The sequence below is a fragment of the Streptomyces sp. NPDC021225 genome (genome assembly GCF_044332865.1).
Classification (GTDB): Bacteria; Actinomycetota; Actinomycetes; order Streptomycetales; family Streptomycetaceae; genus Streptomyces.
Map to the genome: position 1 here is coordinate 1,455,710 of NZ_JBIRPV010000001.1, position 26,012 is coordinate 1,481,721.

Here is a 26,012-nt window from a genome sequence, read left to right on the forward strand (position 1 = left end):
GCCCCGGGCTCCGGGAGTGCAGAATGGTCGCATGACCGGCTCAGACCGCCCCTCCGCCCTCGACCCGGCCCTCGCCGCCCGCCTCAAGCGCAACGCCGACGGTCTCGTCCCCGCCATCGCCCAGCAGTACGACACCGGCGAGGTGCTGATGCTCGGCTGGATGGACGACGAGGCGCTGCACCGCACCCTCACCACCGGCCGCTGCACCTACTGGAGCCGCAGCCGCCAGGAGTACTGGGTCAAGGGCGACACCTCGGGCCACATCCAGTTGGTCAAGTCCGTCGCCCTCGACTGCGACGCCGACACCGTCCTGGTCAAGGTCGACCAGGTCGGCGCGGCCTGCCACACCGGCGACCGCACCTGCTTCGATTCCGACGTCCTGCCGCTCGGCCAGTAGGCTCGCCAGCCATGACTCAGGCTGCGCACACGATGGACCTCGAGACCTTCCGCAAGCTGGCGGCCGACCGCCGTGTCATCCCCGTCAGCCGGAAGCTGCTGGCGGACGGCGACACCCCGGTCGGGCTGTACCGCAAGCTCGCCGCCGAGCGCCCCGGCACGTTCCTCCTGGAGTCCGCCGAGAACGGCCGGTCCTGGTCCCGCTACTCCTTCATCGGTGTACGCAGCGCCGCCACCCTCACCGAGCGCGACGGCCGCACGCACTGGCTGGGCACCCCGCCCGTCGGCGTCCCCACCGAGGGCGACCCGCTCGAGGCGCTGCGCGCCACCATCGAGACCCTGCACACCCCGCGCGACCTCGGCGGGCTGGTCCATCTGCCGCCGTTCACCGGCGGCATGGTCGGCTATCTCGGCTACGACATCGTGCGCCGCCTGGAGAAGATCGGCGAGAGCGGCCGGGACGATCTGCGGCTGCCCGAGCTGACCATGCTGCTCACCTCGGACCTCGCCGTACTCGACCACTGGGACGGCACCGTCCTGCTGATCGCCAACGCGATCAACCACAACGACCTCGACACGGGAGTCGACGCGGCCTACGCGGACGCGGTGGCGCGCCTCGACGCGATGGCCGCCGACCTCGCCCGCCCCGTCCCCACGGGCCCCACCGCCCTGCCGGCCTCCGAGCTCCCCGAGTACACCGCGCTGTGGGGCGGGCCGGACTTCATGGCGGCCGTCGAGGACATCAAGGAGCGCATCCGCGCGGGCGAGGCGTTCCAGGTCGTGCCCTCCCAGCGGTTCGAGACGCCCTGCGAGGCGAGCGCCCTGGACGTCTACCGCGTGCTGCGGGCCACCAACCCGAGCCCGTATATGTACCTCTTGCGCTTCGAGGGGTTCGACGTCGTGGGCTCCAGCCCCGAAGCGCTGGTCAAGGTCGAGGACGGGCAGGCGATGGTGCACCCGATCGCGGGCACGCGCCCGCGCGGGGCCACCCCGCAGGAGGACGCCGCCCTCGCCGACGAGCTCCTCGCCGACCCCAAGGAGCGCGCCGAGCACCTCATGCTCGTCGACCTCGGGCGCAACGACCTCGGCCGGGTCTGCGAGCCCGGCAGCGTCGAGGTCGTCGACTTCATGTCGGTCGAGCGCTACAGCCATGTCATGCACATCGTCTCCACCGTGACCGGCACGCTCGCCGAGGGCCGCACGGCCTTCGACGTGCTCACCGCCTGCTTCCCCGCGGGCACCCTCTCCGGCGCCCCCAAGCCGCGCGCCATGCAGATCATCGAGGAGCTGGAGCCGAGCCGCCGCGGCCTGTACGGGGGATGCGTCGGCTATCTCGACTTCGCGGGCGACTCCGACACCGCGATCGCGATCCGTACGGCGCTGCTGCGGGACGGGACGGCATACGTCCAGGCCGGCGCGGGGATCGTCGCCGACTCCGACCCGGTGGCGGAGGACGCGGAGTGCCGGAACAAGGCGGCGGCGGTGCTGCGGGCCGTGCACACGGCGGGACGGCTGGAGCGGGGCTGACGTTTCGGGTCGGCTGATGTTCTGGAGCGGGGCTGACGTTCCGGGTGTCCGGCGTCGAATCAGGCATACCGTATCCCCGCGACGGGGCTGTCCGACCCGTGGGGGATAGTGGTACGCGTGAGCGCAGCAGCCGTACCCCAGCCCCGGGCCCATCACGAGCCCACCGCCTCAGCCGCGCGCGGCCATAGACGCAGCCTCGGCATAGCGCTGCTGTCCGGCGCGCTCGGCGCCGCACTCGTCCTGCTGGCCACCAGCCGTACCTGGGCCAAGGGCACGGCCGCGGTCGCCCAAGGCACCCTGCCGCAGCGTGCGAACGGCGACGACATCACGGGGCTGCCCGGAGCGCTGGCCATCGTCGGCCTCGCCGCGCTCGTCGCGGTGTTCGCCGTCAGCCGCCTCGGCCGCTACGCCGTCTCCGGGCTGCTGGCTCTCAGCGGGGCGGGGATCGTGGTCAGCGCGATGCTGGGCGCGTCCGACAAGGCGGCGCTCGAGGAGAAGGCGTCCAAGGCGACCGGCCTGGCCGACAGCGCCATCCACGACGTGGCGTACACCCCGTGGCCCTGGGTCGCCATGGTGGGCGGGCTGCTGCTGCTGCTCGCCGGGGTGCTCGCGCTGGGCTACGGCCGCCACTGGCCCGCCATGTCCGGCCGCTACGAGCGCGCGGGCGGTGGGGAGAGCCACGGCGCGGCGGCGCGGGCGCGGCGCGGAGGGTCCGCGGCGGATCCGGAGCGGCCCGAGGAGCTGTGGAAGGCCCTCGACCGCGGCGAGGACCCGACGGAGCGGGCGGATTCGGCCTGAGCGGTTTGGCCGGCCCTGGCCCGGCCCCGGCCCGGTGGGCCGGCCCCGGTCTGAGCGGTACCCCCGCTCAAGGCGGTTTCGCGCGTCGGGGACAATGACGTGGGAGCGTTCGCCCCGCGCGCCCGGGACCCGGGGGCAGTAGAGCAACGAGGAGTATTCATGGCGGGTAACAACCACGGACACACCCCGGCCGCCTGGACCGGCGTCACCATCGCCTTCATCGGCTTCTGTGTCGCAGGCGCGTTCGTCGTGCTGGCCAACCCGATCGGCTTCTGGGCGGGCATGGTCGTGGTGGCCCTCGGTGGCGTCGTCGGCGTGGCGATGCGCGCGGCCGGCCTCGGGCAGGCGCCGAAGCGGCAGCCGCAGGGCCAGCCGCAGCCGCAGGCGCAGACCCAGTAGTAGGCCGGGGCTGGGCTGGACGGGGCGGGGTGCGGGGCTGAGGCGACCCGCCTGATCCGTCTTGAGATGTGGCGCGGGGTCCGGTGTGCGTCCTCCGGAGTACGTCCGTACGGAGGCGGGTACGCGGGCCCTGAGCTGCGCCTTCGTGTATCCGCGGGGAGACTCGGCGATGTGACCGAGGAAACACCCGCGCCGTCGGATGGCCCTGGGGCCGGGCTTGTGGGTCGGCTGGGCGCTCCCGTGGGGGTGCTCGCGGCGGTCCTGGCCGCCTTCGCCTTCGTCGGGCTCGTCGACCCCAACGAGCCGGGCCACTACCCCGCCTGCCCGCTGCTGAGGCTCACCGGCGTGTACTGCCCCGGCTGCGGCGGGCTGCGCAGCGCGTACGCGGTCGCCCATGGGGAGCCGCTCACCGCGCTCGGGGCCAACGCGCTCGCCGTCCTCGGCTACCTCGGGTTCGCCGTGGTGTGGCTGCGGTGGTTCGCGGACTGCGCACGGGGGCGGACGGCGGGGCCGGTCGTGCCGCTGAGGGCCGTGCACGGGTGGCTGCTGTCCGGGGCGGTTCTGGGTTTCACCGTTATCCGGAACTTCCCCTTCGGAAGTTTCCTCACTCCGTGACCGTAGACAATGGAAGTAGGCGGATGTTCCGCATCGGCTTTGGGAAGGTCGAATGCGCAGGTCCGCGTCAACCGGATGCGAGACCTCGGTCCGTCGGCAGCTACCATCGCAGTGCCTGGTGAAGTGCTCGCCTCCGAATGGACGCCTGCTGCGCCAGTAGTGATCAGAAGCTTCATCCCCGTCTGGAAGGGGGCCGCTCGCGTGAGTGTGCTCGACGAGATCATCGACGGAGTCCGTGCCGACCTCGCGGAGCGGCAGGCGCGCGTCACCCTCGACGAGCTCAAGGAGCGGGCCGCCAAGGCACCCCAGGCCAAGGACGGGGTCGCCGCGCTCAAGGGCGACAGCGTCAAGGTGATCTGCGAGGTCAAGCGCTCCAGCCCGTCCAAGGGCGCGCTCGCCGCGATCGCCGACCCGGCCGGGCTCGCCGCGGACTACGAGGCGGGCGGCGCGGCAGTCATCAGCGTGCTGACCGAGCAGCGGCGCTTCGGCGGATCGCTGGCCGACCTTGAGGCGGTGCGGGCGAAGGTCGACATTCCGGTGCTCCGGAAGGACTTCATCGTCACCTCGTACCAGCTGTGGGAGGCGCGGGCGTACGGCGCGGATGTCGCGCTGCTCATCGTGGCCGCGCTGGACCAGGAGGCGCTGGTCTCGCTCATCGAGCGTGCCGAGTCGATCGGGTTGACGCCGCTGGTCGAGGTGCACGACGAGGAAGAGGTCGCGCGGGCGGTGGACGCGGGGGCGCGGGTGATCGGCGTCAACGCGCGGAACCTGAAGACGCTCCAGGTGGACCGCGGGACGTTCGCGCGCGTCGCGCCGGAGATCCCGGACCACATCGTGAAGGTCGCGGAGTCGGGCGTGCGCGGGCCGCACGACCTGATCGCCTACGCGAACGACGGGGCGGACGCCGTACTGGTCGGCGAGTCGCTGGTCACCGGCCGGGACCCGAAGGGCGCGGTCGCGGACCTGGTCGCGGCGGGTGCGCATCCGGCGCTGCGGCACGGGCGGGACTGAGGCCCTCATGGACACGTACGCGCGCTTGGCCCGGGGGTGCCGCCCCCGAGGCTGCCGCGCGCCCGCGAGGCGGGTGCGGGGGCGGCGCGTGCGATACCACATCGGCTGCGAGCCTGGCCAGGTCAATGGGCGCCGATGGCGCGGCGGGGTGCGCTGAGGGTTCGTGGATCGGTGCCGGGGGCGGGGCCTTAAGGGGCTGTCACCCTGGACCGCATATTTACGGCGCCGGTGCCCGGAAGCGTTGCCTTACCCGGAACTTGGCGCCACACATATGCGTAAGCGTCCAGGGCACCACCCCTGCACCCCCACCCCCTCCCGCCGGTGACCCCGGCCAAGGCCTGAGCAGCGCCGGGACGGGTGGGTCGCCTCAGCGGCGAGCATGCCCGGTTGACTGGCCCCCTCGTCGTCTGAGGCGTACCCAGGGGGCCTCCCTCCGTTCGTGCCGTCCACGGCGGCCCTGCCTCCGACGGCGCCCCGCCACCTGCCCGTAGCCACCAGCCACCGCTGGCGTCTGGGGCGGAGCCCCGGGGAGCGTCCGGTCCGCAGCCCTTGGCTGTAAGCCGGCTCTGCGGCCTTGCCCGGCTACCGCTGGGGTCTGGGGCGGAGCCCTCGGCTTCTCCGGTGGGCGGCGGCCCTGCCGCCGGTGGGGTCCGGGGCGTAGCCCTTGGCCGTGCGCCGGTTCTGCGGTCCCGCCGCCGGCGGGGTCTGGGGCGGAGCCCCCCGCGCGGCGGAGCCGCACATCGGCAGGGGCCGGGAAGGGGCGGGTCAGGGGTAAGCCCACCGCGCCCCCGAGCGCCCGCAGCCCTCGCGCCGTCCACCGGTCCTGCCGCCTCTCCCGGCTACCGCCGGGGGCTGGGGGCGCGACCCCAGTTGCGGGAAGGGGCGGGTAGGGAAAAACCCCCGGACCCCCGACCGCGCGCAGCGATCATCGTGTCGTTTGTCCGTTATGACTTGTGGGGCATCCGCCCCGACTGAGGAGTACGTCAGATGCCGTCTGGCTTCTTTGTCCCGGACCCGGAGGGTCAGGTCCCCACCGCCGAGGGGTATTTCGGCGCCTTCGGTGGCAAGTTCATCCCCGAGGCGCTGGTCGCCGCGGTCGATGAGGTTGCCGCCGAGTACGACAAGGTGAAGGGCGATCCGACCTTCGCCGCCGAGCTCGAGGATCTGCTGGTCAACTACACGGGGCGGCCCAGCGCCCTGACCGAGGTGCCGCGGTTCGCCGAGCACGCGGGCGGCGCGCGGGTCTTTCTGAAGCGGGAGGACCTCAACCACACCGGATCGCACAAGATCAACAACGTGCTGGGCCAGGCGCTGCTCGCCAGGCGCATGGGCAAGACCCGGGTGGTGGCCGAGACCGGGGCCGGGCAGCACGGCGTGGCCACGGCCACCGCGTGTGCGCTGTTCGGGCTCGAGTGTGTGATCTACATGGGTGAGATCGACACCGAGCGCCAGGCGCTGAACGTCGCGCGGATGCGGATCCTGGGCGCCGAGGTGATCGCCGTGAAGACCGGCAGCCGGACGCTGAAGGACGCGATCAACGAGGCGTTCCGCGACTGGGTGGCCAATGTGGACCGCACGCACTATCTGTTCGGGACCGCGGCCGGACCGCACCCGTTCCCGGCGCTGGTGCGTGACTTCCACCGGGTGATCGGCGTGGAGGCGCGGCGGCAGATCCTGGAGCGGGTCGGCCGGCTGCCGGACGCGGTCGCGGCGTGTGTGGGGGGCGGCTCCAATGCCATTGGGCTTTTCCACGCCTTTCTGCCGGACGACTCCGTGCGGCTGTTCGGCTTCGAGCCGGCCGGGCACGGCGTGGAGACAGGGGAGCACGCGGCCACGCTGACCAAGGGGGAGCCGGGGATTCTGCACGGGTCCCGGTCGTATGTGCTCCAGGACGAGGACGGGCAGATCCTGGAGCCGTACTCGATCTCGGCCGGTCTGGACTACCCGGGGGTCGGCCCGGAGCACGCGTATCTGAAGGATTCGGGGCGGGCCGAGTACCGGGCGGTCACCGACGACGCCGCGATGCAGGCGATGCGGCTGCTGTCCCGCACCGAGGGGATCATTCCGGCGATCGAGAGCGCACACGCGCTGGCGGGGGCGCTCGAGGTGGGGCGTGAGCTGGGGAGCGACGGGCTGGTGCTGGTCAATCTGTCGGGCCGTGGCGACAAGGACATGGACACGGCGGCGCGGTATTTCGGGCTCTACGAGGGAGAGAAGTGATGAGCGCAGAGCTGCTGGGGTCCGTGCTGGCGAAGGCCAAGGCGGAGGGGCGCGCGGCGCTCATCGGCTATATGCCCGCCGGCTATCCGACCGTCGACGACGCGGTGCGGGCGATGACGGCGATGGTCGAGGGCGGCTGCGATGTCATCGAGGTCGGCCTGCCGTACAGCGACCCGGTGCTGGACGGCCCGGTCATCCAGACCGCCGACGACATCGCGCTGCGGGGCGGACTTCGCATCCGCGATGTGATCCGTACGGTCGGCGAGGTGCATGCGGCTACGGGGGCGCCCGTTCTGTGCATGACGTACTGGAACCCGGTGGACCGGTACGGCGTCGAGCGGTTCGCCGCCGATCTGGCCGCGGTGGGCGGATCGGGCTGCATCCTGCCGGATCTGCCGGTCCAGGAGTCGGAGGCGTGGCGGAAGGCCGCCGAGCAGCACGGCCTGGCCACGGTCTTCGTGGTGGCGCCGAGCAGCGCTGACGAGCGGCTGGCGAAGATCACCGCGGCGGGCAGCGGCTTTGTGTACGCGGCCTCGATCATGGGGGTGACCGGCACCCGGGAATCGGTGGGGCAGGGGGCGCGGGTGCTGGTGGAGCGCACTCGCGCGACGACCTCGCTGCCGGTGTGCGTGGGGCTGGGGGTGTCCAACGCCCGGCAGGCCGCCGAGGTGGCCGAGTACGCGGACGGCGTCATCGTGGGCACGGCGTTTGTGCGGCGGCTGATGGACGCCGAGGACCTGGAGGCGGGTCTGACGGCCGTCCGGGCGCTGGCGGGTGAGCTGGCGGACGGCGTTCGCGTCCCCCGATAGAGGGAATACGGGGCGGAGGAGCTCAGTGGGGCTCCTCCGCCTCGTTGTCGAGGGCGTGAGCGAGAAAAACCGTGTGGGTAAGAGCAGCGCCCGGGAGCGGCTGCGGGAACAGCGAGAGAAGGACCGGATCCGCGCCAAGCGGCGCCGCGGCATGGGGGTGGCCGGGGCGGTCGTGGCCGTGCTCGGGGTGGCCGCCGGGGTGGGCATGGTCGCCACCAGGACCGGCGGGGACGCGAAGTCCGGGGGCGCGGCGGTCGCCCCCCGGGGCGCGAGCGGCACCGTGATCCCGACGGGGAAGGCGAGCGCGGAGAAGACGCTGACCGTGTACGAGGACTTCCGCTGTCCCGGGTGCAAGCAGTTCGAGGACGTGTTCCGTACGACCGTGCACCAGCTTCAGGACAAGGGGCGGCTGAAGGTGCGCTACCACCTGGTGACGATCATCGACGGGAACCTGGGCGGCACCGGCTCGCTGACCGCGGCGAACGCGGCGGCCTGTGCGCAGGACGCCGGGAAGTATGTGGCGTACCACGATGTGCTCTACAAGAACCAGCCGTCGGAGACCAAGGACACGTACGCGGACAAGTCGAAGCTGATCAAGCTGGCGGGCAAGGTCCCGGGGCTGGACACCAAGACCTTCCGCGGCTGTGTGGAGGAGGGCCGGCACGACGCGTGGGTGCGGAAGTCCAATGACGGCTTCGCCCGCTCGGGCTACAGCTCGACGCCGACCGTTCTCCTGGAGGGGAAGTCGATCTACGGCGATCCGAACAAGCCGCTGAGCCCGCGGAAGCTCAAGCGGATGGTCGTCAAGGGCTAGAGTTATCCAGCCGTTGCGCCGGGTGGGTTGCCGCATCCGCCGCTCGGCAAGGTAGCGTCGACTCTGACATGGACCTCGCATACATTCCCAGCCCGTCGTCCGGCGTGATCTACCTTGGCCCGATCCCGCTGCGCGGCTATGCCTTCTGCATCATCATCGGTGTCTTCGTGGCGGTCTGGCTCGGCGGCCGACGCTGGGTCGCCCGAGGTGGCCGGGTCGGCACGGTCGCCGACATCGCCGTGTGGGCGGTGCCCTTCGGCCTCGTCGGCGGCCGGCTGTATCACGTCATCACCGACTACGAGCTGTATTTCACCGACGGCCGCGACTGGGTGGACGCCTTCAAGATCTGGGAGGGCGGCCTCGGGATCTGGGGCGCGATCGCGATGGGCGCGCTCGGCGCCTGGATCGGCTGCCGGCGCCGGGGGATCCCGCTCCCGGCGTGGGCCGACGCGGTCGCGCCGGGGATCGCCTTCGCCCAGGCGATCGGCCGCTGGGGCAACTGGTTCAACCAGGAGCTGTACGGCGAGAAGACCGATCTGCCCTGGGGCCTGAAGATCGACGCGGACCCGGGGATAGGGCGGGTGGCCGGTACATACCAGCCGACGTTCCTGTACGAGTCGCTGTGGTGCGTCGGTGTGGCGCTGCTGGTGATCTGGGCGGACCGGAAGTTCAAGCTCGGACACGGCCGGGCGTTCGCGCTGTATGTCGCCGCGTATACGGTGGGCCGCTTCTGGGTGGAGTACATGCGGGTGGACACCGCCCATCATGTGCTGGGCATGCGGCTGAACAACTGGACGGCGATCTTCGTCTTCCTGGCGGCGGTGGCCTACATGGTGATCTCCGCGAAGAAGTCTCCCGGCCGGGAGGAGATCGTGGAGCCCGCCGCGGTGGCCGAGGGCGAGCAGGCCGCTGAGGACGGTGGCGCCGAGAAGCAGGCCGAGGCGGAGGACGGTGGCGCCGAGAAGACCGCCGCGACCGAGCCGGCCGAACCGGCCAAACCTGCCAAGTAGTGTTCCCGGAAAGGCCGCCGGACCCGCCCGGGTTCGGCGGCTTTCGTATTTCCGCAGGTCAGCGAGGTAAGTTCGGCCTTCCTTGCTGGCGGGGACAAGGAATTCGTGCGTACCTTCGAGCTGTTGGGATGAGGGCGGCCACGCCCGCACCCCCCTCGAAGGGAGCGCAGTATCCATCATGTCTGTCATCGCGAGCACCGAACCGCCGCACATCGCACACCGTGACAACCACACCCACCGCGATGTGAACGGCGGCTGGCTGCGGCCGGCCGTGTTCGGCGCCATGGACGGTCTGGTCTCCAATCTCGCGCTGATGACCGGTGTGGCGGGCGGCGCCGTGGACCGGCAGACGATCGTGATCACCGGGCTGGCGGGGCTCGCCGCCGGCGCGTTCTCGATGGCGGCCGGGGAGTACACCTCCGTGGCCTCCCAGCGCGAGCTGGTGGAGGCCGAGCTGGAGGTCGAGCGGGTCGAGCTGCGCAAGCACCCCGTGGACGAGCTGGAGGAGCTGGCGGCGCTGTACGAGTCGCGGGGCGTGGAGCCCGGGCTGGCGCGCCAGGTGGCCGAGCAGCTGTCCAGGGACCCGGAGCAGGCGCTGGAGATACACGCCCGCGAGGAGCTGGGCATCGACCCGGACGATCTGCCGTCGCCGCTGGTGGCGGCGGTGTCCTCGTTCGGCTCTTTCGCTCTGGGCGCGCTGCTGCCGCTGCTGCCCTATCTGCTGGGGGCGTCGGCGCTGTGGCCGGCCGTGGTGCTGGCGATGATCGGGCTGTTCGCGTGCGGTGCGGTGGTGGCGCGGGTGACGGCCCGTAGCTGGTGGTTCAGCGGACTGCGACAGCTGGCGCTGGGTGGCGCGGCCGCCGGTGTGACATATGCCTTGGGCATACTCTTTGGCACGGCCGTGGGTTGATTTACCATACGGCGAGCCGCAAGATTGCGCCGTAACTCGACGGTTTCAATCCGTTTACCAACGGGCATAACGCCGGAGCGCCGCGGGCAACGTCGCCCGCTTCGCGCTCCCGGCGGGGTGATCTTTTGATCCCCCTTGCCTCACTTCATCCCTCGTGCCCGGTGTCCGCATGATGGAACGTGCTATCCGCTTCCCGAGAAGCGACCCATCATGTAACCTGCACGAAAATTTCTTGGCGGAGGGCCAGCGTCGTCCCTCGGCACACCCAAATGCCGTAGACGACGACGGGAGAGCCGATGCGCTCCGCATCCCACCCCGCCCGACAGGGGATGTACGACCCGCGCGATGAGCACGACGCCTGTGGCGTCGGCTTCGTGGCGACCCTCACCGGCGAGGCCAGCCATGAGCTCGTGGAGCAGGCTCTGACCGTGCTGCGCAACCTTGAGCACCGCGGAGCCACCGGTGCCGACCCCCGGTCCGGTGACGGCGCGGGCATCCTCGTCCAGGTCCCGGACGCGTTCCTCCGGACGAGTGTCAGCGGGTTCGAGCTGCCCGAGGCCGGCTCGTACGCCGTGGGCATCGCGTTCCTCCCGGACGGCGAGGCCGACGCCGCCGCCGACCACATCGAGCGGATGGCCGCCGAGGAGGGCCTGACCGTCCTCGGCTGGCGCGAGGTCCCGGTCGCCCCCGACCTGCTCGGCGAGGCCGCCCGCTCCGTCATGCCCACCTTCGCCCAGCTCTTCGTCGCCGACGGGGCCAGCAGCGGGCTGGCCCTGGACCGCAAGGCGTTCGTGCTGCGCAAGCGCGCCGAGCGGGAGGCCGGGGTCTACTTCCCCTCGCTGTCCTCGCGCACCCTGGTCTACAAGGGCATGCTGACCACCGGTCAGCTGGAGCCGTTCTTCCCCGACCTGTCCGACCGCCGCTTCGCCACGGCCGTCGCGCTGGTCCACTCGCGGTTCTCCACCAACACCTTCCCGAGCTGGCCGCTGGCCCACCCGTACCGCTTCGTCGCGCACAACGGCGAGATCAACACGGTCAAGGGCAACCGCAACTGGATGCGCGCCCGGGAGTCGCAGCTGGTCAGCGACCTGTTCGGGGACAAGAGCCTGGAGCGGATCTTCCCGATCTGCACCCCCGACGCCTCCGACTCCGCGACCTTCGACGAGGTCCTGGAGCTGCTCCACCTCGGTGGCCGCTCGCTGCCGCACAGCGTGCTGATGATGGTCCCCGAGGCCTGGGAGAACCACCCCTCCATGGACCCGGCGCGGCGCGCCTTCTACCAGTACCACTCCACGATGATGGAGCCCTGGGACGGCCCGGCCTGTGTCACCTTCACCGACGGCACCCAGGTCGGCGCGGTCCTCGACCGCAACGGTCTGCGGCCCGGGCGCTACTGGGTCACCGACGACGGCCTGGTCGTGCTCTCCTCCGAGGTCGGCGTGCTGGACCTCGACCCGGCCAGGGTGGTGCGCAAGGGCCGGCTCCAGCCGGGCCGGATGTTCCTGGTGGACACCGCCGAGCACCGCATCATCGAGGACGACGAGATCAAGGCCGAGCTGGCCGCCGAGCAGCCGTACGGCGACTGGCTGGAGGCCGGTCTGGTCGACCTGACCGACCTGCCCGAGCGCGAGCACATCGTGCACACCCACGCCTCGGTCACCCGCCGCCAGCAGACCTTCGGCTACACCGAGGAGGAGCTGCGCGTCATCCTGGCCCCGATGGCCAAGACTGGCGCCGAGCCGATCGGCTCGATGGGCACCGACTCCCCGATCGCCGCCCTCTCCGAGCGGCCGCGGCTGCTGTTCGACTACTTCACCCAGCTGTTCGCGCAGGTCACCAACCCGCCGCTGGACGCCATCCGCGAGGAGCTGGTCACCTCGCTGATCTCCTCGCTGGGCCCCCAGGGCAATCTGCTGGAGCCCACCCCGGCCGCCTGCCGCAGCGTCACCCTGCCCTTCCCGGTGATCGACAACGATGAGCTGGCCAAGCTCATCCACATCAACGCCGACGGCGACATGCCCGGCCTGAAGGCCGCGACCCTGTCGGGCCTGTACCGGGTCGGCGGGGGCGGCGAGGCGCTCGCCGCGCGCATCGCGGAGATCTGCGCCGAGGCCGACGCCGCCATCGAGGACGGCGCCCGGCTGATCGTGCTCTCCGACCGCCACTCGGACGCCGAGCACGCCCCGATCCCCTCCCTGTTGCTCACCTCAGCCGTCCACCACCACCTCATCGGCACCAAGCAGCGCACCCAGGTGGGCCTGCTGGTCGAGGCGGGCGACGTCCGCGAGGTGCACCATGTCGCGCTGCTCATCGGCTTCGGCGCCGCGGCCGTCAACCCGTACCTGGCGATGGAGTCGGTCGAGGACCTGGTCCGCGCCGGCACCTTCCTGCCGGGTGTCGAGGCCGAGACCGCGATCCGCAACCTGATCAAGGCGCTCGGCAAGGGTGTGCTGAAGGTGATGTCCAAGATGGGCATCTCCACCGTGGCCTCCTACCGCGGCGCGCAGGTCTTCGAGGCCGTCGGCCTGGACGAGTCCTTCGTGGACTCCTACTTCCACGGCACCGCCACCAAGATCGGCGGCGCCGACCTGGACGTCATCGCCCAGGAGGTCGCCGCCCGCCACGTCAAGGCGTACCCCGTCTCCGGCATCCCCTCCGCCCACCGGGCGCTGGAGATCGGCGGCGAGTACCAGTGGCGCCGCGAGGGCGAGCCGCACCTCTTCGACCCCGAGACGGTCTTCCGGCTCCAGCACTCCACCCGCTCCCGCCGCTACGACATCTTCAAGATGTACACCGAGCGGGTGAACGAGCAGTCCGAGCGGCTGATGACGCTGCGCGGCCTGTTCGCCTTCAAGAACGACAAGAACGACCGGCCCTCGATCCCGATCGAGGAGGTCGAGCCCGTCAGCGAGATCGTCAAGCGCTTCTCCACCGGCGCCATGTCGTACGGCTCCATCTCCAAGGAGGCGCACGAGAACCTGGCGATCGCCATGAACCAGCTGGGCGCCAAGTCCAACACCGGCGAGGGCGGCGAGGACCCGGAGCGGCTGTACGACCCGGCGCGCCGCTCGGCGATCAAGCAGGTGGCCTCCGGCCGCTTCGGCGTCACCAGCGAGTACCTGGTCAACTCCGACGACATCCAGATCAAGATGGCGCAGGGCGCCAAGCCCGGTGAGGGCGGTCAGCTGCCCGGCCACAAGGTCTACCCGTGGGTCGCCAAGACCCGGCACTCCACCCCGGGCGTCGGCCTGATCTCCCCGCCGCCGCACCACGACATCTACTCCATCGAGGACCTCGCCCAGCTGATCCACGACCTGAAGAACGCCAACCCGAAGGCGCGCATTCACGTCAAGCTGGTCTCCGAGGTCGGCGTCGGCACCGTGGCCGCGGGCGTCAGCAAGGCGCACGCCGATGTGGTGCTGATCTCCGGCCACGACGGCGGCACCGGCGCCTCCCCGCTCACCTCGCTCAAGCACGCGGGCGGCCCCTGGGAGCTGGGCCTGGCCGAGACCCAGCAGACGCTGCTGCTCAACGGCCTGCGCGACCGCATCGTGGTGCAGACCGACGGCCAGCTGAAGACCGGCCGCGACGTGGTGATCGCCGCGCTGCTCGGCGCCGAGGAGTTCGGCTTCGCGACCGCCCCGCTGGTCGTCTCCGGCTGCGTGATGATGCGCGTGTGCCACCTGGACACCTGCCCGGTCGGCATCGCCACCCAGAACCCGGTGCTGCGCGAGCGGTTCGGCGGCAAGCCGGAGTTCGTGGTGAACTTCTTCGAGTTCATCGCCGAGGAGGTCCGCGAGCTCCTGGCCGAGCTGGGCTTCCGCACCCTGGACGAGGCCGTCGGCCACGCCGAACTGCTGGACACCAGCCGCGCGGTGCAGCACTGGAAGGCGCAGGGCCTGGACCTCGCCCCGCTGCTGTACGTCCCGGAGCTGCCCGAGGGCGCGGCGCGCCACCAGGTGGTGGGCCAGGACCACGGGCTGGAGAAGGCGCTGGACAACGAGCTGATCAAGCTCGCGGCCGACGCGCTGAACGCGGAGAGCGCCGAGGCGGCCCAGCCGGTCCGCGCCCAGGTCGCCATCCGCAACATCAACCGCACCGTGGGCACCATGCTCGGCCACGAGGTGACGAAGAAGTTCGGCGGCGCGGGCCTGCCCGAGGACGCCATCGACATCACCTTCACCGGCTCGGCCGGCCAGTCCTTCGGCGCGTTCCTGCCGCACGGTGTCACCCTGCGGCTGGAGGGCGACGCCAATGACTACGTCGGCAAGGGCCTGTCCGGCGGCCGGGTCATCGTCCGGCCGGACCGGGGAGCCGACCACCTCACCGAGTACTCCACCATCGCGGGCAACACCCTCGCGTACGGCGCCACCGGCGGCGAGATGTTCCTGCGCGGCAGCGTCGGCGAGCGGTTCTGCGTCCGCAACTCGGGCGCGACCGTGGTCTCCGAGGGCGCGGGCGACCACGGCTGCGAGTACATGACCGGCGGCCGGGCCGTGGTGCTCGGCCCGACGGGCCGCAACTTCGCGGCGGGCATGTCCGGCGGCATCGCCTATGTCGTCGACCTGGACCGGGACAACGTCAACGTCGGCAACGTCGAGGCGATCGAGGCGCTCGACGACACCGACCGGCAGTGGCTGCACGATGTGGTGCGCCGCCACCACGAGGAGACCGGCTCCACCGTCGCGGGTGCGCTGCTCGCCGACTGGGACGCCGCGCTCGCCCGCTTCAGCAAGATCATCCCCAGCACGTACAAGGCAGTGCTCGCCGCCAAGGACGCCGCCGAGCGAGCCGGGCTCTCCGAGTCCGAGACCACCGAGAAGATGATGGAGGCGGCGACCAATGGCTGATCCCAAGGGCTTTCTGAGCACGGACCGCGAGGTCGCCACGACCCGTCCGGTGGGCGAGCGCGTCCAGGACTGGAACGAGGTCTACGTCCCCGGCTCGCTGCTGCCGATCATCAGCAAGCAGGCCGGCCGCTGCATGGACTGCGGCATCCCGTTCTGCCACAACGGCTGTCCGCTCGGAAACCTGATCCCCGAGTGGAACGACTACGCCTACCGCGAGGACTGGCGGGAGGCCAGCGAGCGGCTGCACGCGACCAACAACTTCCCGGAGTTCACCGGGCGGCTGTGCCCCGCCCCGTGCGAGGCCGCGTGTGTGCTGGGCATCAACCAGCCCGCGGTGACCATCAAGAACGTCGAGGTCACCATCATCGACAAGGCCTGGGAGACGGGCGACGTCACCCCGCAGCCGCCCGAGCGGCTGTCCGGCAAGACCGTCGCCGTCATCGGCTCCGGGCCGGCCGGCCTGGCCGCCGCCCAGCAGCTGACCCGGGCCGGCCACACGGTCGCCGTGTACGAGCGCGCCGACCGCATCGGCGGGCTGCTGCGCTACGGCATCCCCGAGTTCAAGATGGAAAAGCGCCACATCAACCGCCGGATCGAGCAGATGCGCGCGGAGGGCACCAAGTTCCGCACCGGGGTGGAGATCGGCCGCGACATCGACGCCGCCAAGCTGCGCAAGCGCTATGACGCCGTGGTCATCGCGGCGGGCGCCACCACCGCCCGCGATCTGCCGGTGCCCGGGCGCCGGCTCAAGGGCGTGTACCAGGCCATGGAGTATCTGCCGCTGGCCAACAAGGTGCAGGAGGGCGACTATGTCACCGCCCCGATCAGCGCCGAGGGCAAGCACGTCGTGGTGATCGGCGGCGGCGACACCGGCGCGGACTGCGTCGGCACCGCCCACCGCCAGGGCGCCGCCTCGGTCACCCAGCTGGAGATCATGCCGCGCCCGGGCGAGGAGCGCTCCGCGGGCCAGCCCTGGCCGACCTTCCCGATGCTCTACAAGGTCACCTCGGCGCACGAGGAGGGCGGTGAGCGGGTGTACTCCGTCTCCACCACCCACTTCGAGGGCGACGAGGACGGCAATGTGCAGTGGCTCCACCTGACCGAGGTGGAGTTCAAGGACGGCAAGCTGGAGCAGCAGCCGGGCACCGAGCGGAAGATCCCGGCCCAGCTGGTCACCCTGGCCATGGGCTTCACCGGCACCGACCAGGAGAACGGCCTGGTCAAGCAGTTCGGCCTGGAGCTGGACGCGCGCGGCAACGTCGCCCGCGACGCGGAGTTCGCCACCAACGTCGACGGCGTCTTCGTGGCCGGCGACGCGGGCCGCGGCCAGTCGCTGATCGTCTGGGCCATCGCCGAGGGCCGCTCGGCCGCCCGCGGCGTGGACCGCTACCTGGCCGGAACCAGCGCGCTGCCCGCCCCGATCCGCCCGACCGACCGCTCGCTGACCGTCTGATCAGGTAACTCCTCAGGACTCCGCCCGTACAACGGCGTACGGACCGGCCGCACGGCGCCCGCCCCCACCCGACCGGGGGCGGGCGCCGCGTGGTTTCCGCCCCCGCCACCGGCCCGCCTTGACAACCCCTCGGAGATCGCCACATCATCATTCCACTAACTGATTAGTGAAAGGGTGGTGGAGGGTGGTGGAATACCGCATCGACCGCCGCAGCGGCATCGCCACCTATCTCCAGATCGTCCAGCAGACCAAGCAGGCGCTCCGCCTGGGCCTGCTGGAGCCGGGGGACCGGCTGCCCACGGCCAAGGAGGTCGTCGCGGCCACCGCGATCAACCCCAACACCGTCCTCAAGGCCTACCGCGAACTGGAGCGGGAGGGCCTGGTCGAACCGCGGCCCGGCCTCGGCACCTTCGTACGGCGCTCGCTGGCCCGGCCCGGCGCCGCCGCCGACTCGCCGCTGCGCGCCGAGCTGGCGGCCTGGGCGGACCGGGCGCGCGCCGCCGGTCTTGACCGCGAGGACGTCGCCGCGCTGATCGCCGCGGTCCTCGACGAGCGCTTCCCCGACGGCCCCACCACCACCGGCGAGAGCACCGTCCTGAACAGGGAGCACGGGTGACCGACCGACACGATCCCTCCACCGCCCTGGAGACCACCGGACTGGGCAAGAAGTACCGGCGCGGCTGGGCCCTGCGGGATGTCACGTTCCGGCTGCCCGCGGGGCGCATCTGCGCCCTGGTCGGCCCCAACGGCTCGGGCAAGAGCACCCTGCTGTCCCTGGCCGCGGACCTCATCGCGCCGACCACCGGCGCCGTACGGGTCTTCGGCGCCGACCCGCGGTCCGCCGAGGCGCGGCGGCGCATCGCCTTCGTCGCCCAGGACAAGCCGCTCTACCCGCGCTTCACCGTCGACGAGACCCTGCGCCTGGGCCGCGAACTCAACCCCGGCTGGGACCAGGCCGCCGCCGAGCGCGTCATCGCCGAGGCCGAGGTGGAGCCGGCCGCCCGCGTCGGCTCCCTCTCCGGCGGCCAGCGCACCTGTGTGGCCCTGGCCCTCGCCCTCGGCAAACGCGCCGACCTGCTGCTGCTCGACGAGCCGATGTCCGATCAGGACCCGCTGCGGCGGCACCGGATGATGGGCGCCCTGATGGCGGAGGCAGCCGAACACGGCACCAGCGTGGTCATCTCCACCCATGTGCTCGCCGAACTCGACGGCGTCTGCGACTTCCTGCTGTTGATGGGCGGCGGCCGGGTCCGGCTGGCGGGCGACACCGAAGCCGTCCAGGCCGCCCACCGCCTGATCACCGGCCCGCGCGCCGACCACGGAACGGCCGAGATCGCCCGCCACACCGTGGTCGAAAGGCGTGTGACGGGCCGTCAACTCACGGCGCTGATCCGCCCGTCGGCCCCGCCGGCCGAGGACGGCTGGATCGTCAGAGAGCCGTCCCTGGAGGAGGTCCTGCTCGGCTATCTGCGCGCGCCCGACGCCCCGCCGCTGATCACCTCCGGCGCCCGCGGCCCCGATGCGGAGGTGCCGGCATGAGCGTGTCTTGGCGCGCTGTGCGGGCTGGACTGAGGAGCCGCGCAGCGACGGAGGAGCGAGCAGTGACGAGGGAAGCCCGTGCGTTGGCGCGCCCCGCATCCGCGCCCGCATGATGACCGCCGAGCGGATCGCCGTGGTGACGGACCCGCCCGGCCGGCGGCCGGACGACACCCCGCAGGAGCGGACGAAGCGCGAGGTGCTCGCCCAGCACTTCCGCCGGTGCGCCGAGCGGGAGGTGCAGGGGATGGTGGTGCTCCTCTACGCCCGCCCCGGCGCGTGCTGACCCGGGTGCGTCAGCCCTGAGCGACCCCGAGGAAGTAGAGGCGGGCCCCCACGCCGCCTGGCACGGCGCCCCCAGCTACCGCTGGGAGGTGCCCCCTGCACCAGACGACGCGGGAACCCACCCCTACTTCCCCGGGGCCGCTCAGTCCTCGACCAGCCGGGCGGGGAAGCCGCCGGTGGCGATCGGGCCCCAGCGCTCCGGCGTGATCCGGATCAGCGACTTGCCCTGCTTGACCATGGCCGCGCGGTACTCGTCCCAGTCCGGGTGCTCGCCCGCGATATTGCGGTAGTACTCGACCAGCGGCTCCACCGACTCGGGGATGTCGATCACCTCGGCGGTGCCGTCGATCTGGACCCACGGCCCGTTCCATTCGTCCGAGAGCACCATGAGGCTGACGGCCGGGTCGCGCCGCGCGTTGCGGACCTTGGCGCGCTCGGGGTACGTCGACACGACGACGCGCCCCGCGTCGTCGACGCCGCACGTCAGCGGCGAGGCCTGCGGCGAGCCGTCGGCGCGGCGGGTCATCAGGATGGCGCGGTGGCGCGGCCGTACGAACTCCAGCAGTTCGTCGCGGCCGACACGGGTGTTGGTGGCGATGGAGGGGCTCATACGGCCGACCTTACGACGCCTGGATCATGTGTCGCACTCCAGCACCGCACGACACAGCCCGCACCGGGCCCGAATCCTGCCGCCCACGGGGACTCGGATGCGCTGCCGGCAGGTCGGGCAGGGGAAGGTGACACGCAGCGGGGAGCCGCTCTCGAAGGCGTACCCGCCCCCGCCGGTCACCGGCGCCAGCGGATCGACCTGCGCGAACCGGCGGTCCCGCGCATACCGGCGGCGGCCCGCCCAGCCGGACGCGGCCAGCGGCGGCTGCCGCTCGTCGCGCCGCGCCACGTCCAGGCCCTTGACGTACGCCTCGTACGCCTGCGGGCTGGTGAACCAGATCGCCGGGTCCTCGCCGAACGTCAGCGCCCGCTTGGCCAGGACATAGCCGAACTCCTCCGGGGTCAGATAGCCGAGCTTCTGGCTGGAGACGGAGCTCTCGCGGTACGCGTCGAGCAGCAGCCAGCCCGCGCCGAGATAGGCGGCCGTGGTGTCGGTGAGGATCTCGTTGTCGCGGGTGCCGGGGAACGCCAGGTCGAGCCGGTGCAGATACACATGGGTGACCTCGTGGGCGAGGGCCGCGCCGATGTCCCGGCGGTGGGTCTTGAAGCGGGAGTTGAGCTCGACGAAGTACTCCGGGCCCGCGGCCAGCTCGACGTTTCCCGCGTGCCGCATCTCGCGGAAGCTCACGATCATGCGGGCGTCGGGGAGGCGCAGATGCCGCACCATGACCCGGGCCACCCGCTGGGCGCCGAGGTAGAGATCGTCCTGGTCGGAGAAGGCCACATCGCCCGGGGCCACGCTGAGCCCGAAGGTCCGCACCCCGTCGTACGACAGGCGCTTGTAGAGCGCGGTGAGCGCGGCCCGGACGGTGTCCAGGTGCGGGAATCCGTGCTCGATGTCGCTGCCCGGTGCCGCCACGCCGTCACCCCGTAGCCGTCGTCCGCCGTGCCCCCTGTCTCCACGATACGGGCGCCGGGCCCGGTCGCGCCGCAGGCCTGGCCGGAAAGCGACCCTTGTCAGGCCGATCGGGCCGTTCGGATAATCGCAACGCTGCTTGGCATGAGCCTGGCAAGTAGCTCAACCCCCCACGAAAGGAACTCCGTTGCGGAATCACCGGAAGCCCGTCAAGAGAGCGGCCGCCGTCGGAGCCGTCGCCCTCGCCGCGTTCAGCCTGCTGCCCGGCACTTCCCTGGCCCAGGCCAAGAGCCCCGAGCCCGGCCCCTCCGTCGTCGGCGGCACCCGCGCCGCCCAGGGTGAATTCCCGTTCATGGTGCGGCTGTCCATGGGCTGTGGCGGCGCCCTCTACACCCAGGACATCGTGCTCACAGCCGCCCACTGTGTGTCCGGCAGCGGCGCGAACACCTCCATCACCGCCACCGCCGGCGTGGTCGACCTCCAGAGCTCCAGCGCCGTCAAGGTCAAGTCCACCCGGGTCCTCCAGGCCCCGGGCTACAACGGCACCGGCAAGGACTGGGCACTGATCAAGCTCGCCCAGCCCATCAACCAGCCCACCCTCAAGATCGCCGAGACCACCGCCTACAACAACGGCGACTTCACCGTCGCGGGCTGGGGCGCCGCGGTCGAGGGCGGCGGCCAGCAGCGCTACCTGCTCAAGGCCACCGTGCCCTTCGTCGACGACACCACCTGCAAGAGGGCGTACAGCGACCTTGTCGCCGGCGAGGAGATCTGCGCCGGATTCATGGACACCGGCGGCGTCGACACCTGCCAGGGCGACTCCGGCGGCCCGATGTTCCGCAAGGACGAGGCAGGGGCGTGGATCCAGGTCGGCATCGTCAGCTGGGGCGACGGCTGCGCCCGCCCCGGCAAGCCCGGCGTCTACACCGAGGTGAGCACCTTCGCCAAGGACATCAAGGCAGGCGCCACCCAGCTCGGCGGCTGACACGTGTGCGCCCCTGGCCCATCAGCCAGGGGCGCTCAGCCCTGCCCGTAACACAGACAAAACGGATGCCCCGCGGGATCACTGAACACCCGGAACCCCGCCCGCTCGCCCCCGCTGTCGTACAGGAACGTCGCGCCCAGGGCGATCACCTCCCGCTGCGCGTCCTCGATCATCTCGACGTCGAAGTCCAGATGGAACTGTTGCGGATGGTCCGGGTCCGGCCAGCGCGGCGGCTTGTGGTCGGGCGCCGCCTGGAAGGCGTACCTCACCCCCTCCGGCGAGGTGAGCGTCACCCATTCCGGCCTGCTGTCGTCCACCCGCCCGCCCAGGATCCCGGCGTAGAAACCGGCCAGCGCCCCGGGGTCGGGGCAGTCCACGACGATGCACTGAAGCTTCGCGATCATCTCCCGACGATATCTCCGCACCCGGAATTCCCACCCCGAATGGAACCCGCAGATCCATAACCCACTCCTCCAGGGTGGAGGCGCTCGACCGGGGAGAGCACTCCGACCCGACCGCCTCCGGCCCCTCACCCACCCCCCACAGGGGCCGGGGGCGGTCACCCGCCGGTAACCGGAGCGTGCCGGGCCGCATAGGCTCACCGCCATGAGCACCAACGACGAGATCGACGAGTCCGTCCGCGCGGAACTCGCCCGGCTGCGCGACTCCATCGACAACATCGACGCGGCCGTGGTCCATATGCTGGCCGAGCGCTTCAAGTGCACCCAGCAGGTCGGCTACCTCAAGGCCGCCCACAAGCTCCCCCCGGCCGACCCGGCCCGCGAGGCCCGCCAGATCACGCGGCTCCGCGACCTCGCGGAGAGCGCCAAGCTCGACCCCGCCTTCGCCGAGAAACTCCTCAACTTCATCATCGCCGAGGTCATCCGGCACCACGAGACCATCGCGCGCTCCTGATGGACGAGGAGCCGCTGCCCGGCGGCTTCGTCACCGAGGTCGTCCGGGTCGGCAACACCGTCCGGCGCCGCCCCGCCGAACGGGCCGCCTACGTACGCCTCACCCACTTCGCCCGGCACGGCTGGCCCGGCGCGCCCCGCCACCTCGGCACCGACGAGCAGGGCCGCGAGGTGCTCTCGTACCTCGACGGTCACGTCGCATGGCAGCCGGACCAGCCGCCCACCGTCGGCGACGACGAGAGCCTGGCCGCGATGGCCCGCCTGATCCGCGAGTTCCACGACCTGACCGCCGGGACGCCGCTCGCCGAGGGCGACGAGGTGGTGTGCCACAACGACCTGTCCCCGAAGAACACCGTCTACCGCCCCCGCCCCGTCGCCTTCATCGACTGGGACACCGCCGCGCCGGGCCGACGCGTCCACGACGTGGCACACGCCTGCCGACAGTTCTGCGGCCCGGGCCCCGAAGGCCCCGGGCCGGACGGGACCGGCCGCCGCATGGCCGTCGTCTGCGAACGTGACCGCGCGCCCGCGCGGCTGAGGGGGGCCTTTCCCCACCCCGCCCCTTCCCGTTTCCATGGGGCTCCGCCCCCTGACCCCCGATGCGCTCGGGCGGCCCGGCGGGCGGGCCCGGCCTGCGGCGCTGCTGACGCTTCCCGGCCGGTCCGGAGCCCCCGGCGGCAAGGCACCGGGGGCGGGACGCAGGGGGAGCCGCCGACGGCGGGAGGGGGTGGGGGTGCAGGGGTGGTGCCCTGGACGCTTACGCATATTTGTGGCGCGAAGTTCCGGGTAACACCGCGCTTCCGGGCACCGGCGCCGTAAATATGCGGTCCAGGGTGACAGCCCCGGAGGCCCCACCCCCGCACCACGCACCCACAGCAGGCGCACCCCCACCGGACCGGCGCGGTCCAGGTGTGACAGCCCCGGAGGCCCCGCCCCCGGCACCACCCACGCACCCCACGCGCACCCCACACCGGACCGGCGCGGTCCAGGCGTGACAGCCTCGGAGCCCCCGCCCCCGGCACCACCACGAACAGCAGGCGCACCCCCACCGGACCCGCGCGCCCCGCAACCTCTTCCCACGCGTGTGACCCCCACAGGCAGTAGGGCAGCATGTCTTCATGTCCGTACTGACGCGCGACGAAGCGCAGACCCGAGCCAGCCTCATCGAGGTCCATCGCTACACCATCGACCTCGACCTCACCCGTGGCGATGAGATCTTCGGCTCCACCACCACCATCCGCTTCACCGCGCGCGAAACGGACGTAGACACCTTCGCCGAGCTCAAACCGGCCGCCCTGCACCGCGCCGTGCTCGACGGCCAGGAGCTCCCCCTCGACAACGCCGCCGACGTGATCGCCGAGGGCCGCCTGCCGCTCACCGGGCTCGCCGAGGGCGAGCACGAGCTGCGCGTCGAGACGGACATGCGCTACTCCCGCACCGGCGAGGGCATGCACCGCTTCACCGACCCCGCCGACGGCGAGACATACCTCTACACCATGTGTTGTATGTCCGACGCCAACGACGTCTTCGTCGGCTTCGACCAGCCCGACCTCAAGGCCGTCTTCGAGCTGCACGTCACCGCCCCGCCCGAGTGGACCGTCCTCGGCAACGGCATCGCCACCCGCGTCGGCGAACCGCACGAGGGCCGCTGGCGGCTCGCGCCCACCCCGCCCATCAGCACCTATCTGTTCGCGGTCGCCGCCGGCCCGTACCACTCGGTGCGCACCGAGCACGCCGGTCTGCCGTTCGGCCTGCACGTACGCCGCTCCCTCGCGCCGTACCTGGAGGCCGACGCCGACGAGCTCTTCGACATCACCCGCCGCTGCTTCGACCGCTACCACGAGATCTTCGACGAGCCGTACCCCTTCGACTCCTACGACCAGGCGTTCGTCCCGGAGTTCAACGCCGGCGCCATGGAGAACCCCGGTCTCGTCACCTTCCGCGACGAATTCGTCTACCGCTCCGCCGTCACCGACGCCGAGCGCCAGACCCGCGCCATGGTCATCGCCCACGAGATGGCCCACATGTGGTTCGGCGACCTGGTCACCATGAAGTGGTGGGACGACATCTGGCTCAACGAGTCCTTCGCCGAGTACATGGGCTACCAGACCCTCACCGAGACCACCCGCTACACCGACACCTGGGCCGACTTCGGCGTCCGCCGCAAGAACTGGGGCTACGACGCCGATCAGCGCCCCTCCACCCACCCCGTGGCCCCGGAGCCCGAGCAGGTCCCCGACACCGCCGCCGCCCGGCTCAATTTCGACGGGATCTCCTACGCCAAGGGCGCCTCCGCGCTGCGCCAGCTCGTCGCCTGGCTCGGCGAGCGGAACTTCCTCGACGGCATCAACGCCCACTTCGCCCGGCACCGCTTCGGCAACGCCACCCTCGCCGACTTCATCGACTCGCTCGCCGAGGCGTCCGGCCGGGACGTCCACGCCTGGGCGGACCGCTGGCTGCGCACCACCGGAGTGGACACCCTCACGCCCGTGATCACCACCAACGGCGGCCGGTGGACCGCGGAGATCCACCACCAGGGCACCGACGAGAGCAGCCCCCGCCCCCACCGCATCGCCATCGGCCTGTACGACCACGAGCCCGCCGCCCCCCACAAGCTCGTGCTGCGCGACCGCGTCGAGGCCGAGCTGAATGAGGGCGACGGCGCACTGACCCTCCCCTTCACCGGGCCCCGCCCCGATCTGCTGCTCCTCAACGACGGGGACCTCACCTACGCCAAGATCCGCCTGGACCCCGGCTCCTGGAAGACCGTCCTGCGCTCCCTGTCCGGCCTCCCCGAAGCCCTCAGCCGCGCCGTCGTATGGAACGCCGCGCGCGACATGGTGCGCGACGGGGAGCTGGCGCCCGGCGCCTATCTCGACGCCGCCCGCGCCCACCTCCCGCACGAGACGGACATAGCCATCGTCCAGGGTGTGCTCGCCTTCGCCCGCAACCAGATCGCCGACCGCTATCTGCCCGCCCACCGCCGCGCCGCCGCCCTCGCCACCATCACCGCCACCTGCCGCGACCTGCTGCGCCGTACCGAGGACGGCTCGGGCCCCGGGCTGCGGCTCGCCGCCGTGCGCACGTTCATCCACAGCGCCACCTCGGCCGCCGAGCTGAGCGACTGGCTCGACGGCGACACCGTCCCCGGCGGCCCGGCCCTCGACCCCGAGCTGCGCTGGCAGATCCTCGGACGGCTCGCCGTCCTCGGCGCCGCCACCCCCGGCGACATCGACGCCGAGCTCGTCCGGGACTCCAGCGCCACCGGCCAGGAGGGCGCCGCGCGCTGCCGCGCCGCGCTCCCGGACGCCGAGGCCAAACGCGCCGCCTGGGCCGCGCTGTTCGAGCCCGGCGACGGCCCCGAGCTGTCGAACTACCTGGTCACCGCCACGGCCGGGGGCTTCTGGCAGCCCGAACAGCATGCCCTCCTCGACGAGTACGTCACCGCCTACTTCCCGGCCGCCGTCGCCCTGGCCGACCGCCGTGGCCCCGCCATCGCGGACTCGGTCGCCCGCTGGGGCTTCCCGTCGACGGTGGACGAGCGGACGCTGCGGCTGGGGGAGGAGTGCCTGAACAGCGACGACCCGTCGGCCTCCGCCTCCACCTCCCCGGAGCTGCGCCGCCGCCTGGGCGACGAGATCGACGATCTGCGCCGGGCGCTGCGCGTCCGGCAGGCCCAGGAGAACGAGGCGTAGGCCCGGCAGGAGGCCCCAGAAGCACGCACGACACAACCGCACCAGAAGGGCATCACGAACCCCCACAAACCAGCACCTTTCGATCGCTCCGCGCCCCCTCCCCAGGGGGCGTTCACCTGTTCGCGGCCCTGTTCGCGACAGCCATTCGAGCCGTCCCGCGTACCCGGGGCGGCCCGGCGCCCCGCCGGGTATCGCGTATCTCTGCATAGCGCCAAGCAATCACCAAGACGGCGTGGCCAGATCATGGGGTGCCGTTGGCC

23 protein-coding genes and 1 pseudogene are annotated in these 26,012 nt (G+C 71.7%); 21 read left to right on the forward strand and 3 right to left on the reverse strand.

From position 1 onward, the window contains the following. Nucleotides 1–31: 31 nt before the first annotated feature. From hisI to ACH4S9_RS06780, 17 genes are all read left to right on the forward strand, one after another. Nucleotides 32–397, forward strand: coding sequence for a phosphoribosyl-AMP cyclohydrolase (hisI, locus tag ACH4S9_RS06700; protein ID WP_311724807.1), 366 nt, complete (start codon nt 32–34; stop codon nt 395–397). 11 nt (nt 398–408) lie between these two features. Next, the gene (locus ACH4S9_RS06705; RefSeq protein WP_358846030.1) at nt 409–1,923 is read left to right on the forward strand and encodes an anthranilate synthase component I; all 1,515 of its coding nucleotides are present in this window, start codon (nt 409–411) and stop codon (nt 1,921–1,923) included. Between the two features lie 117 nt (nt 1,924–2,040). Beyond that, nucleotides 2,041–2,721, forward strand: a complete 681-nt coding sequence (locus ACH4S9_RS06710; RefSeq protein ID WP_398370205.1) for a TIGR02234 family membrane protein — start codon at nt 2,041–2,043, stop codon at nt 2,719–2,721. 159 nt (nt 2,722–2,880) lie between these two features. Beyond that, on the forward strand, nt 2,881–3,120 hold the full coding sequence (locus tag ACH4S9_RS06715) for an HGxxPAAW family protein (protein WP_398370207.1): 240 nt from the start codon (nt 2,881–2,883) through the stop codon (nt 3,118–3,120). Between the two features lie 171 nt (nt 3,121–3,291). After that, nucleotides 3,292–3,735 (forward strand): DUF2752 domain-containing protein, encoded by a 444-nt coding sequence (locus ACH4S9_RS06720; protein WP_385339332.1) that lies wholly within the window; start codon nt 3,292–3,294, stop codon nt 3,733–3,735. Between the two features lie 201 nt (nt 3,736–3,936). After that, nucleotides 3,937–4,746, forward strand: coding sequence for an indole-3-glycerol phosphate synthase TrpC (gene trpC / locus ACH4S9_RS06725; protein ID WP_311724812.1), 810 nt, complete (start codon nt 3,937–3,939; stop codon nt 4,744–4,746). Between the two features lie 7 nt (nt 4,747–4,753). Next, on the forward strand, nt 4,754–4,903 hold the full coding sequence (trpM, locus tag ACH4S9_RS06730) for a tryptophan biosynthesis modulator TrpM (RefSeq protein ID WP_385339336.1): 150 nt from the start codon (nt 4,754–4,756) through the stop codon (nt 4,901–4,903). An 830-nt stretch (nt 4,904–5,733) separates the two neighbouring features. Continuing rightward, complete coding sequence (gene trpB, locus ACH4S9_RS06735) at nt 5,734–6,966, forward strand: tryptophan synthase subunit beta (protein ID WP_352131032.1); 1,233 nt, start codon at nt 5,734–5,736, stop codon at nt 6,964–6,966. Then, nucleotides 6,966–7,775, forward strand: coding sequence for a tryptophan synthase subunit alpha (trpA, locus tag ACH4S9_RS06740; RefSeq protein ID WP_311724814.1), 810 nt, complete (start codon nt 6,966–6,968; stop codon nt 7,773–7,775). The genes trpB and trpA overlap by 1 nt, the downstream gene beginning before the upstream one ends. A gap of 55 nt (nt 7,776–7,830) precedes the next feature. Next, nucleotides 7,831–8,589 carry a thioredoxin domain-containing protein gene (locus ACH4S9_RS06745; RefSeq protein ID WP_311725048.1) on the forward strand — a complete coding sequence of 253 codons (759 nt, stop codon included), beginning with the start codon at nt 7,831–7,833 and terminating at the stop codon, nt 8,587–8,589. Nucleotides 8,590–8,657: 68 nt separating this feature from the next. Then, nucleotides 8,658–9,599, forward strand: a complete 942-nt coding sequence (lgt, locus tag ACH4S9_RS06750) for a prolipoprotein diacylglyceryl transferase (protein WP_385339341.1) — start codon at nt 8,658–8,660, stop codon at nt 9,597–9,599. A gap of 178 nt (nt 9,600–9,777) precedes the next feature. Further along, entirely contained in the window at nt 9,778–10,509 is a 732-nt protein-coding gene (locus ACH4S9_RS06755) for a VIT1/CCC1 transporter family protein (protein WP_311724816.1), read from the forward strand. Nucleotides 10,510–10,838: 329 nt separating this feature from the next. Then, on the forward strand, nt 10,839–15,359 hold the full coding sequence (gene gltB / locus ACH4S9_RS06760; RefSeq protein WP_398370537.1) for a glutamate synthase large subunit: 4,521 nt from the start codon (nt 10,839–10,841) through the stop codon (nt 15,357–15,359). After that, entirely contained in the window at nt 15,352–16,812 is a 1,461-nt protein-coding gene (locus ACH4S9_RS06765) for a glutamate synthase subunit beta (protein WP_358846025.1), read from the forward strand. The genes gltB and ACH4S9_RS06765 overlap by 8 nt, the downstream gene beginning before the upstream one ends. 184 nt (nt 16,813–16,996) lie before the next feature. After that, nucleotides 16,997–17,428, forward strand: a complete 432-nt coding sequence (locus ACH4S9_RS06770; protein ID WP_311724818.1) for a GntR family transcriptional regulator — start codon at nt 16,997–16,999, stop codon at nt 17,426–17,428. Beyond that, nucleotides 17,425–18,351, forward strand: coding sequence for an ABC transporter ATP-binding protein (locus tag ACH4S9_RS06775; protein WP_311724819.1), 927 nt, complete (start codon nt 17,425–17,427; stop codon nt 18,349–18,351). The genes ACH4S9_RS06770 and ACH4S9_RS06775 overlap by 4 nt, the downstream gene beginning before the upstream one ends. 109 nt (nt 18,352–18,460) lie before the next feature. After that, nucleotides 18,461–18,634 (forward strand): hypothetical protein, encoded by a 174-nt coding sequence (locus ACH4S9_RS06780; RefSeq protein ID WP_385339346.1) that lies wholly within the window; start codon nt 18,461–18,463, stop codon nt 18,632–18,634. Between the two features lie 141 nt (nt 18,635–18,775). Here the strand turns inward: ACH4S9_RS06780 and ACH4S9_RS06785 are convergent, their stop codons facing one another. Together ACH4S9_RS06785 and ACH4S9_RS06790 are read right to left on the reverse strand one after the other, a co-directional pair. Then, entirely contained in the window at nt 18,776–19,243 is a 468-nt protein-coding gene (locus ACH4S9_RS06785) for a PPOX class F420-dependent oxidoreductase (protein WP_385339349.1), read from the reverse strand. Between the two features lie 24 nt (nt 19,244–19,267). After that, entirely contained in the window at nt 19,268–20,161 is an 894-nt protein-coding gene (locus tag ACH4S9_RS06790; RefSeq protein ID WP_398370213.1) for a hypothetical protein, read from the reverse strand. A gap of 184 nt (nt 20,162–20,345) precedes the next feature. Between ACH4S9_RS06790 and ACH4S9_RS06795 the strand changes: the two genes are divergently transcribed. After that, nucleotides 20,346–21,143, forward strand: a complete 798-nt coding sequence (locus ACH4S9_RS06795) for a serine protease (RefSeq protein WP_311724826.1) — start codon at nt 20,346–20,348, stop codon at nt 21,141–21,143. A 35-nt stretch (nt 21,144–21,178) separates the two neighbouring features. Here the strand turns inward: ACH4S9_RS06795 and ACH4S9_RS06800 are convergent, their stop codons facing one another. After that, nucleotides 21,179–21,547 (reverse strand): VOC family protein, encoded by a 369-nt coding sequence (locus ACH4S9_RS06800; protein ID WP_311724827.1) that lies wholly within the window; start codon nt 21,545–21,547, stop codon nt 21,179–21,181. Nucleotides 21,548–21,749: 202 nt separating this feature from the next. Between ACH4S9_RS06800 and ACH4S9_RS06805 the strand changes: the two genes are divergently transcribed. The 3 genes and pseudogenes from ACH4S9_RS06805 (at nt 21,750) to pepN (ending at nt 25,752) form a co-directional block, all read left to right on the forward strand. Next, the gene (locus ACH4S9_RS06805) at nt 21,750–22,058 is read left to right on the forward strand and encodes a chorismate mutase (protein ID WP_311724828.1); all 309 of its coding nucleotides are present in this window, start codon (nt 21,750–21,752) and stop codon (nt 22,056–22,058) included. Continuing rightward, nucleotides 22,022–22,876: pseudogene (locus tag ACH4S9_RS06810) on the forward strand (phosphotransferase); the annotation flags it as partial. The gene ACH4S9_RS06805 and the pseudogene ACH4S9_RS06810, both read left to right, overlap by 37 nt. Nucleotides 22,877–23,175: 299 nt before the next feature. Beyond that, complete coding sequence (gene pepN, locus ACH4S9_RS06815; protein ID WP_398370216.1) at nt 23,176–25,752, forward strand: aminopeptidase N; 2,577 nt, start codon at nt 23,176–23,178, stop codon at nt 25,750–25,752. Nucleotides 25,753–26,012 lie beyond the last annotated feature (260 nt).

What these genes read in the sequence shown, in the direction of transcription:
- hisI (WP_311724807.1), top strand. Translation starts at nt 32, where the DNA reads ATGACCGGCTCAGACCGCCCCTCCGCCCTCGACCCGGCCCTCGCCGCC.
- ACH4S9_RS06705 (WP_358846030.1), top strand. Translation starts at nt 409, where the DNA reads ATGACTCAGGCTGCGCACACGATGGACCTCGAGACCTTCCGCAAGCTG.
- ACH4S9_RS06715 (WP_398370207.1), top strand. Translation starts at nt 2,881, where the DNA reads ATGGCGGGTAACAACCACGGACACACCCCGGCCGCCTGGACCGGCGTC.
- trpM (WP_385339336.1), top strand. Translation starts at nt 4,754, where the DNA reads ATGGACACGTACGCGCGCTTGGCCCGGGGGTGCCGCCCCCGAGGCTGC.
- trpB (WP_352131032.1), top strand. Translation starts at nt 5,734, where the DNA reads ATGCCGTCTGGCTTCTTTGTCCCGGACCCGGAGGGTCAGGTCCCCACC.
- trpA (WP_311724814.1), top strand. Translation starts at nt 6,966, where the DNA reads ATGAGCGCAGAGCTGCTGGGGTCCGTGCTGGCGAAGGCCAAGGCGGAG.
- lgt (WP_385339341.1), top strand. Translation starts at nt 8,658, where the DNA reads ATGGACCTCGCATACATTCCCAGCCCGTCGTCCGGCGTGATCTACCTT.
- ACH4S9_RS06755 (WP_311724816.1), top strand. Translation starts at nt 9,778, where the DNA reads ATGTCTGTCATCGCGAGCACCGAACCGCCGCACATCGCACACCGTGAC.
- gltB (WP_398370537.1), top strand. Translation starts at nt 10,839, where the DNA reads ATGTACGACCCGCGCGATGAGCACGACGCCTGTGGCGTCGGCTTCGTG.
- ACH4S9_RS06765 (WP_358846025.1), top strand. Translation starts at nt 15,352, where the DNA reads ATGGCTGATCCCAAGGGCTTTCTGAGCACGGACCGCGAGGTCGCCACG.
- ACH4S9_RS06780 (WP_385339346.1), top strand. Translation starts at nt 18,461, where the DNA reads ATGATGACCGCCGAGCGGATCGCCGTGGTGACGGACCCGCCCGGCCGG.
- ACH4S9_RS06785 (WP_385339349.1), bottom strand. Translation starts at nt 19,243, where the DNA reads ATGAGCCCCTCCATCGCCACCAACACCCGTGTCGGCCGCGACGAACTG.
- ACH4S9_RS06800 (WP_311724827.1), bottom strand. Translation starts at nt 21,547, where the DNA reads ATGATCGCGAAGCTTCAGTGCATCGTCGTGGACTGCCCCGACCCCGGG.
- ACH4S9_RS06805 (WP_311724828.1), top strand. Translation starts at nt 21,750, where the DNA reads ATGAGCACCAACGACGAGATCGACGAGTCCGTCCGCGCGGAACTCGCC.
- pepN (WP_398370216.1), top strand. Translation starts at nt 23,176, where the DNA reads ATGTCCGTACTGACGCGCGACGAAGCGCAGACCCGAGCCAGCCTCATC.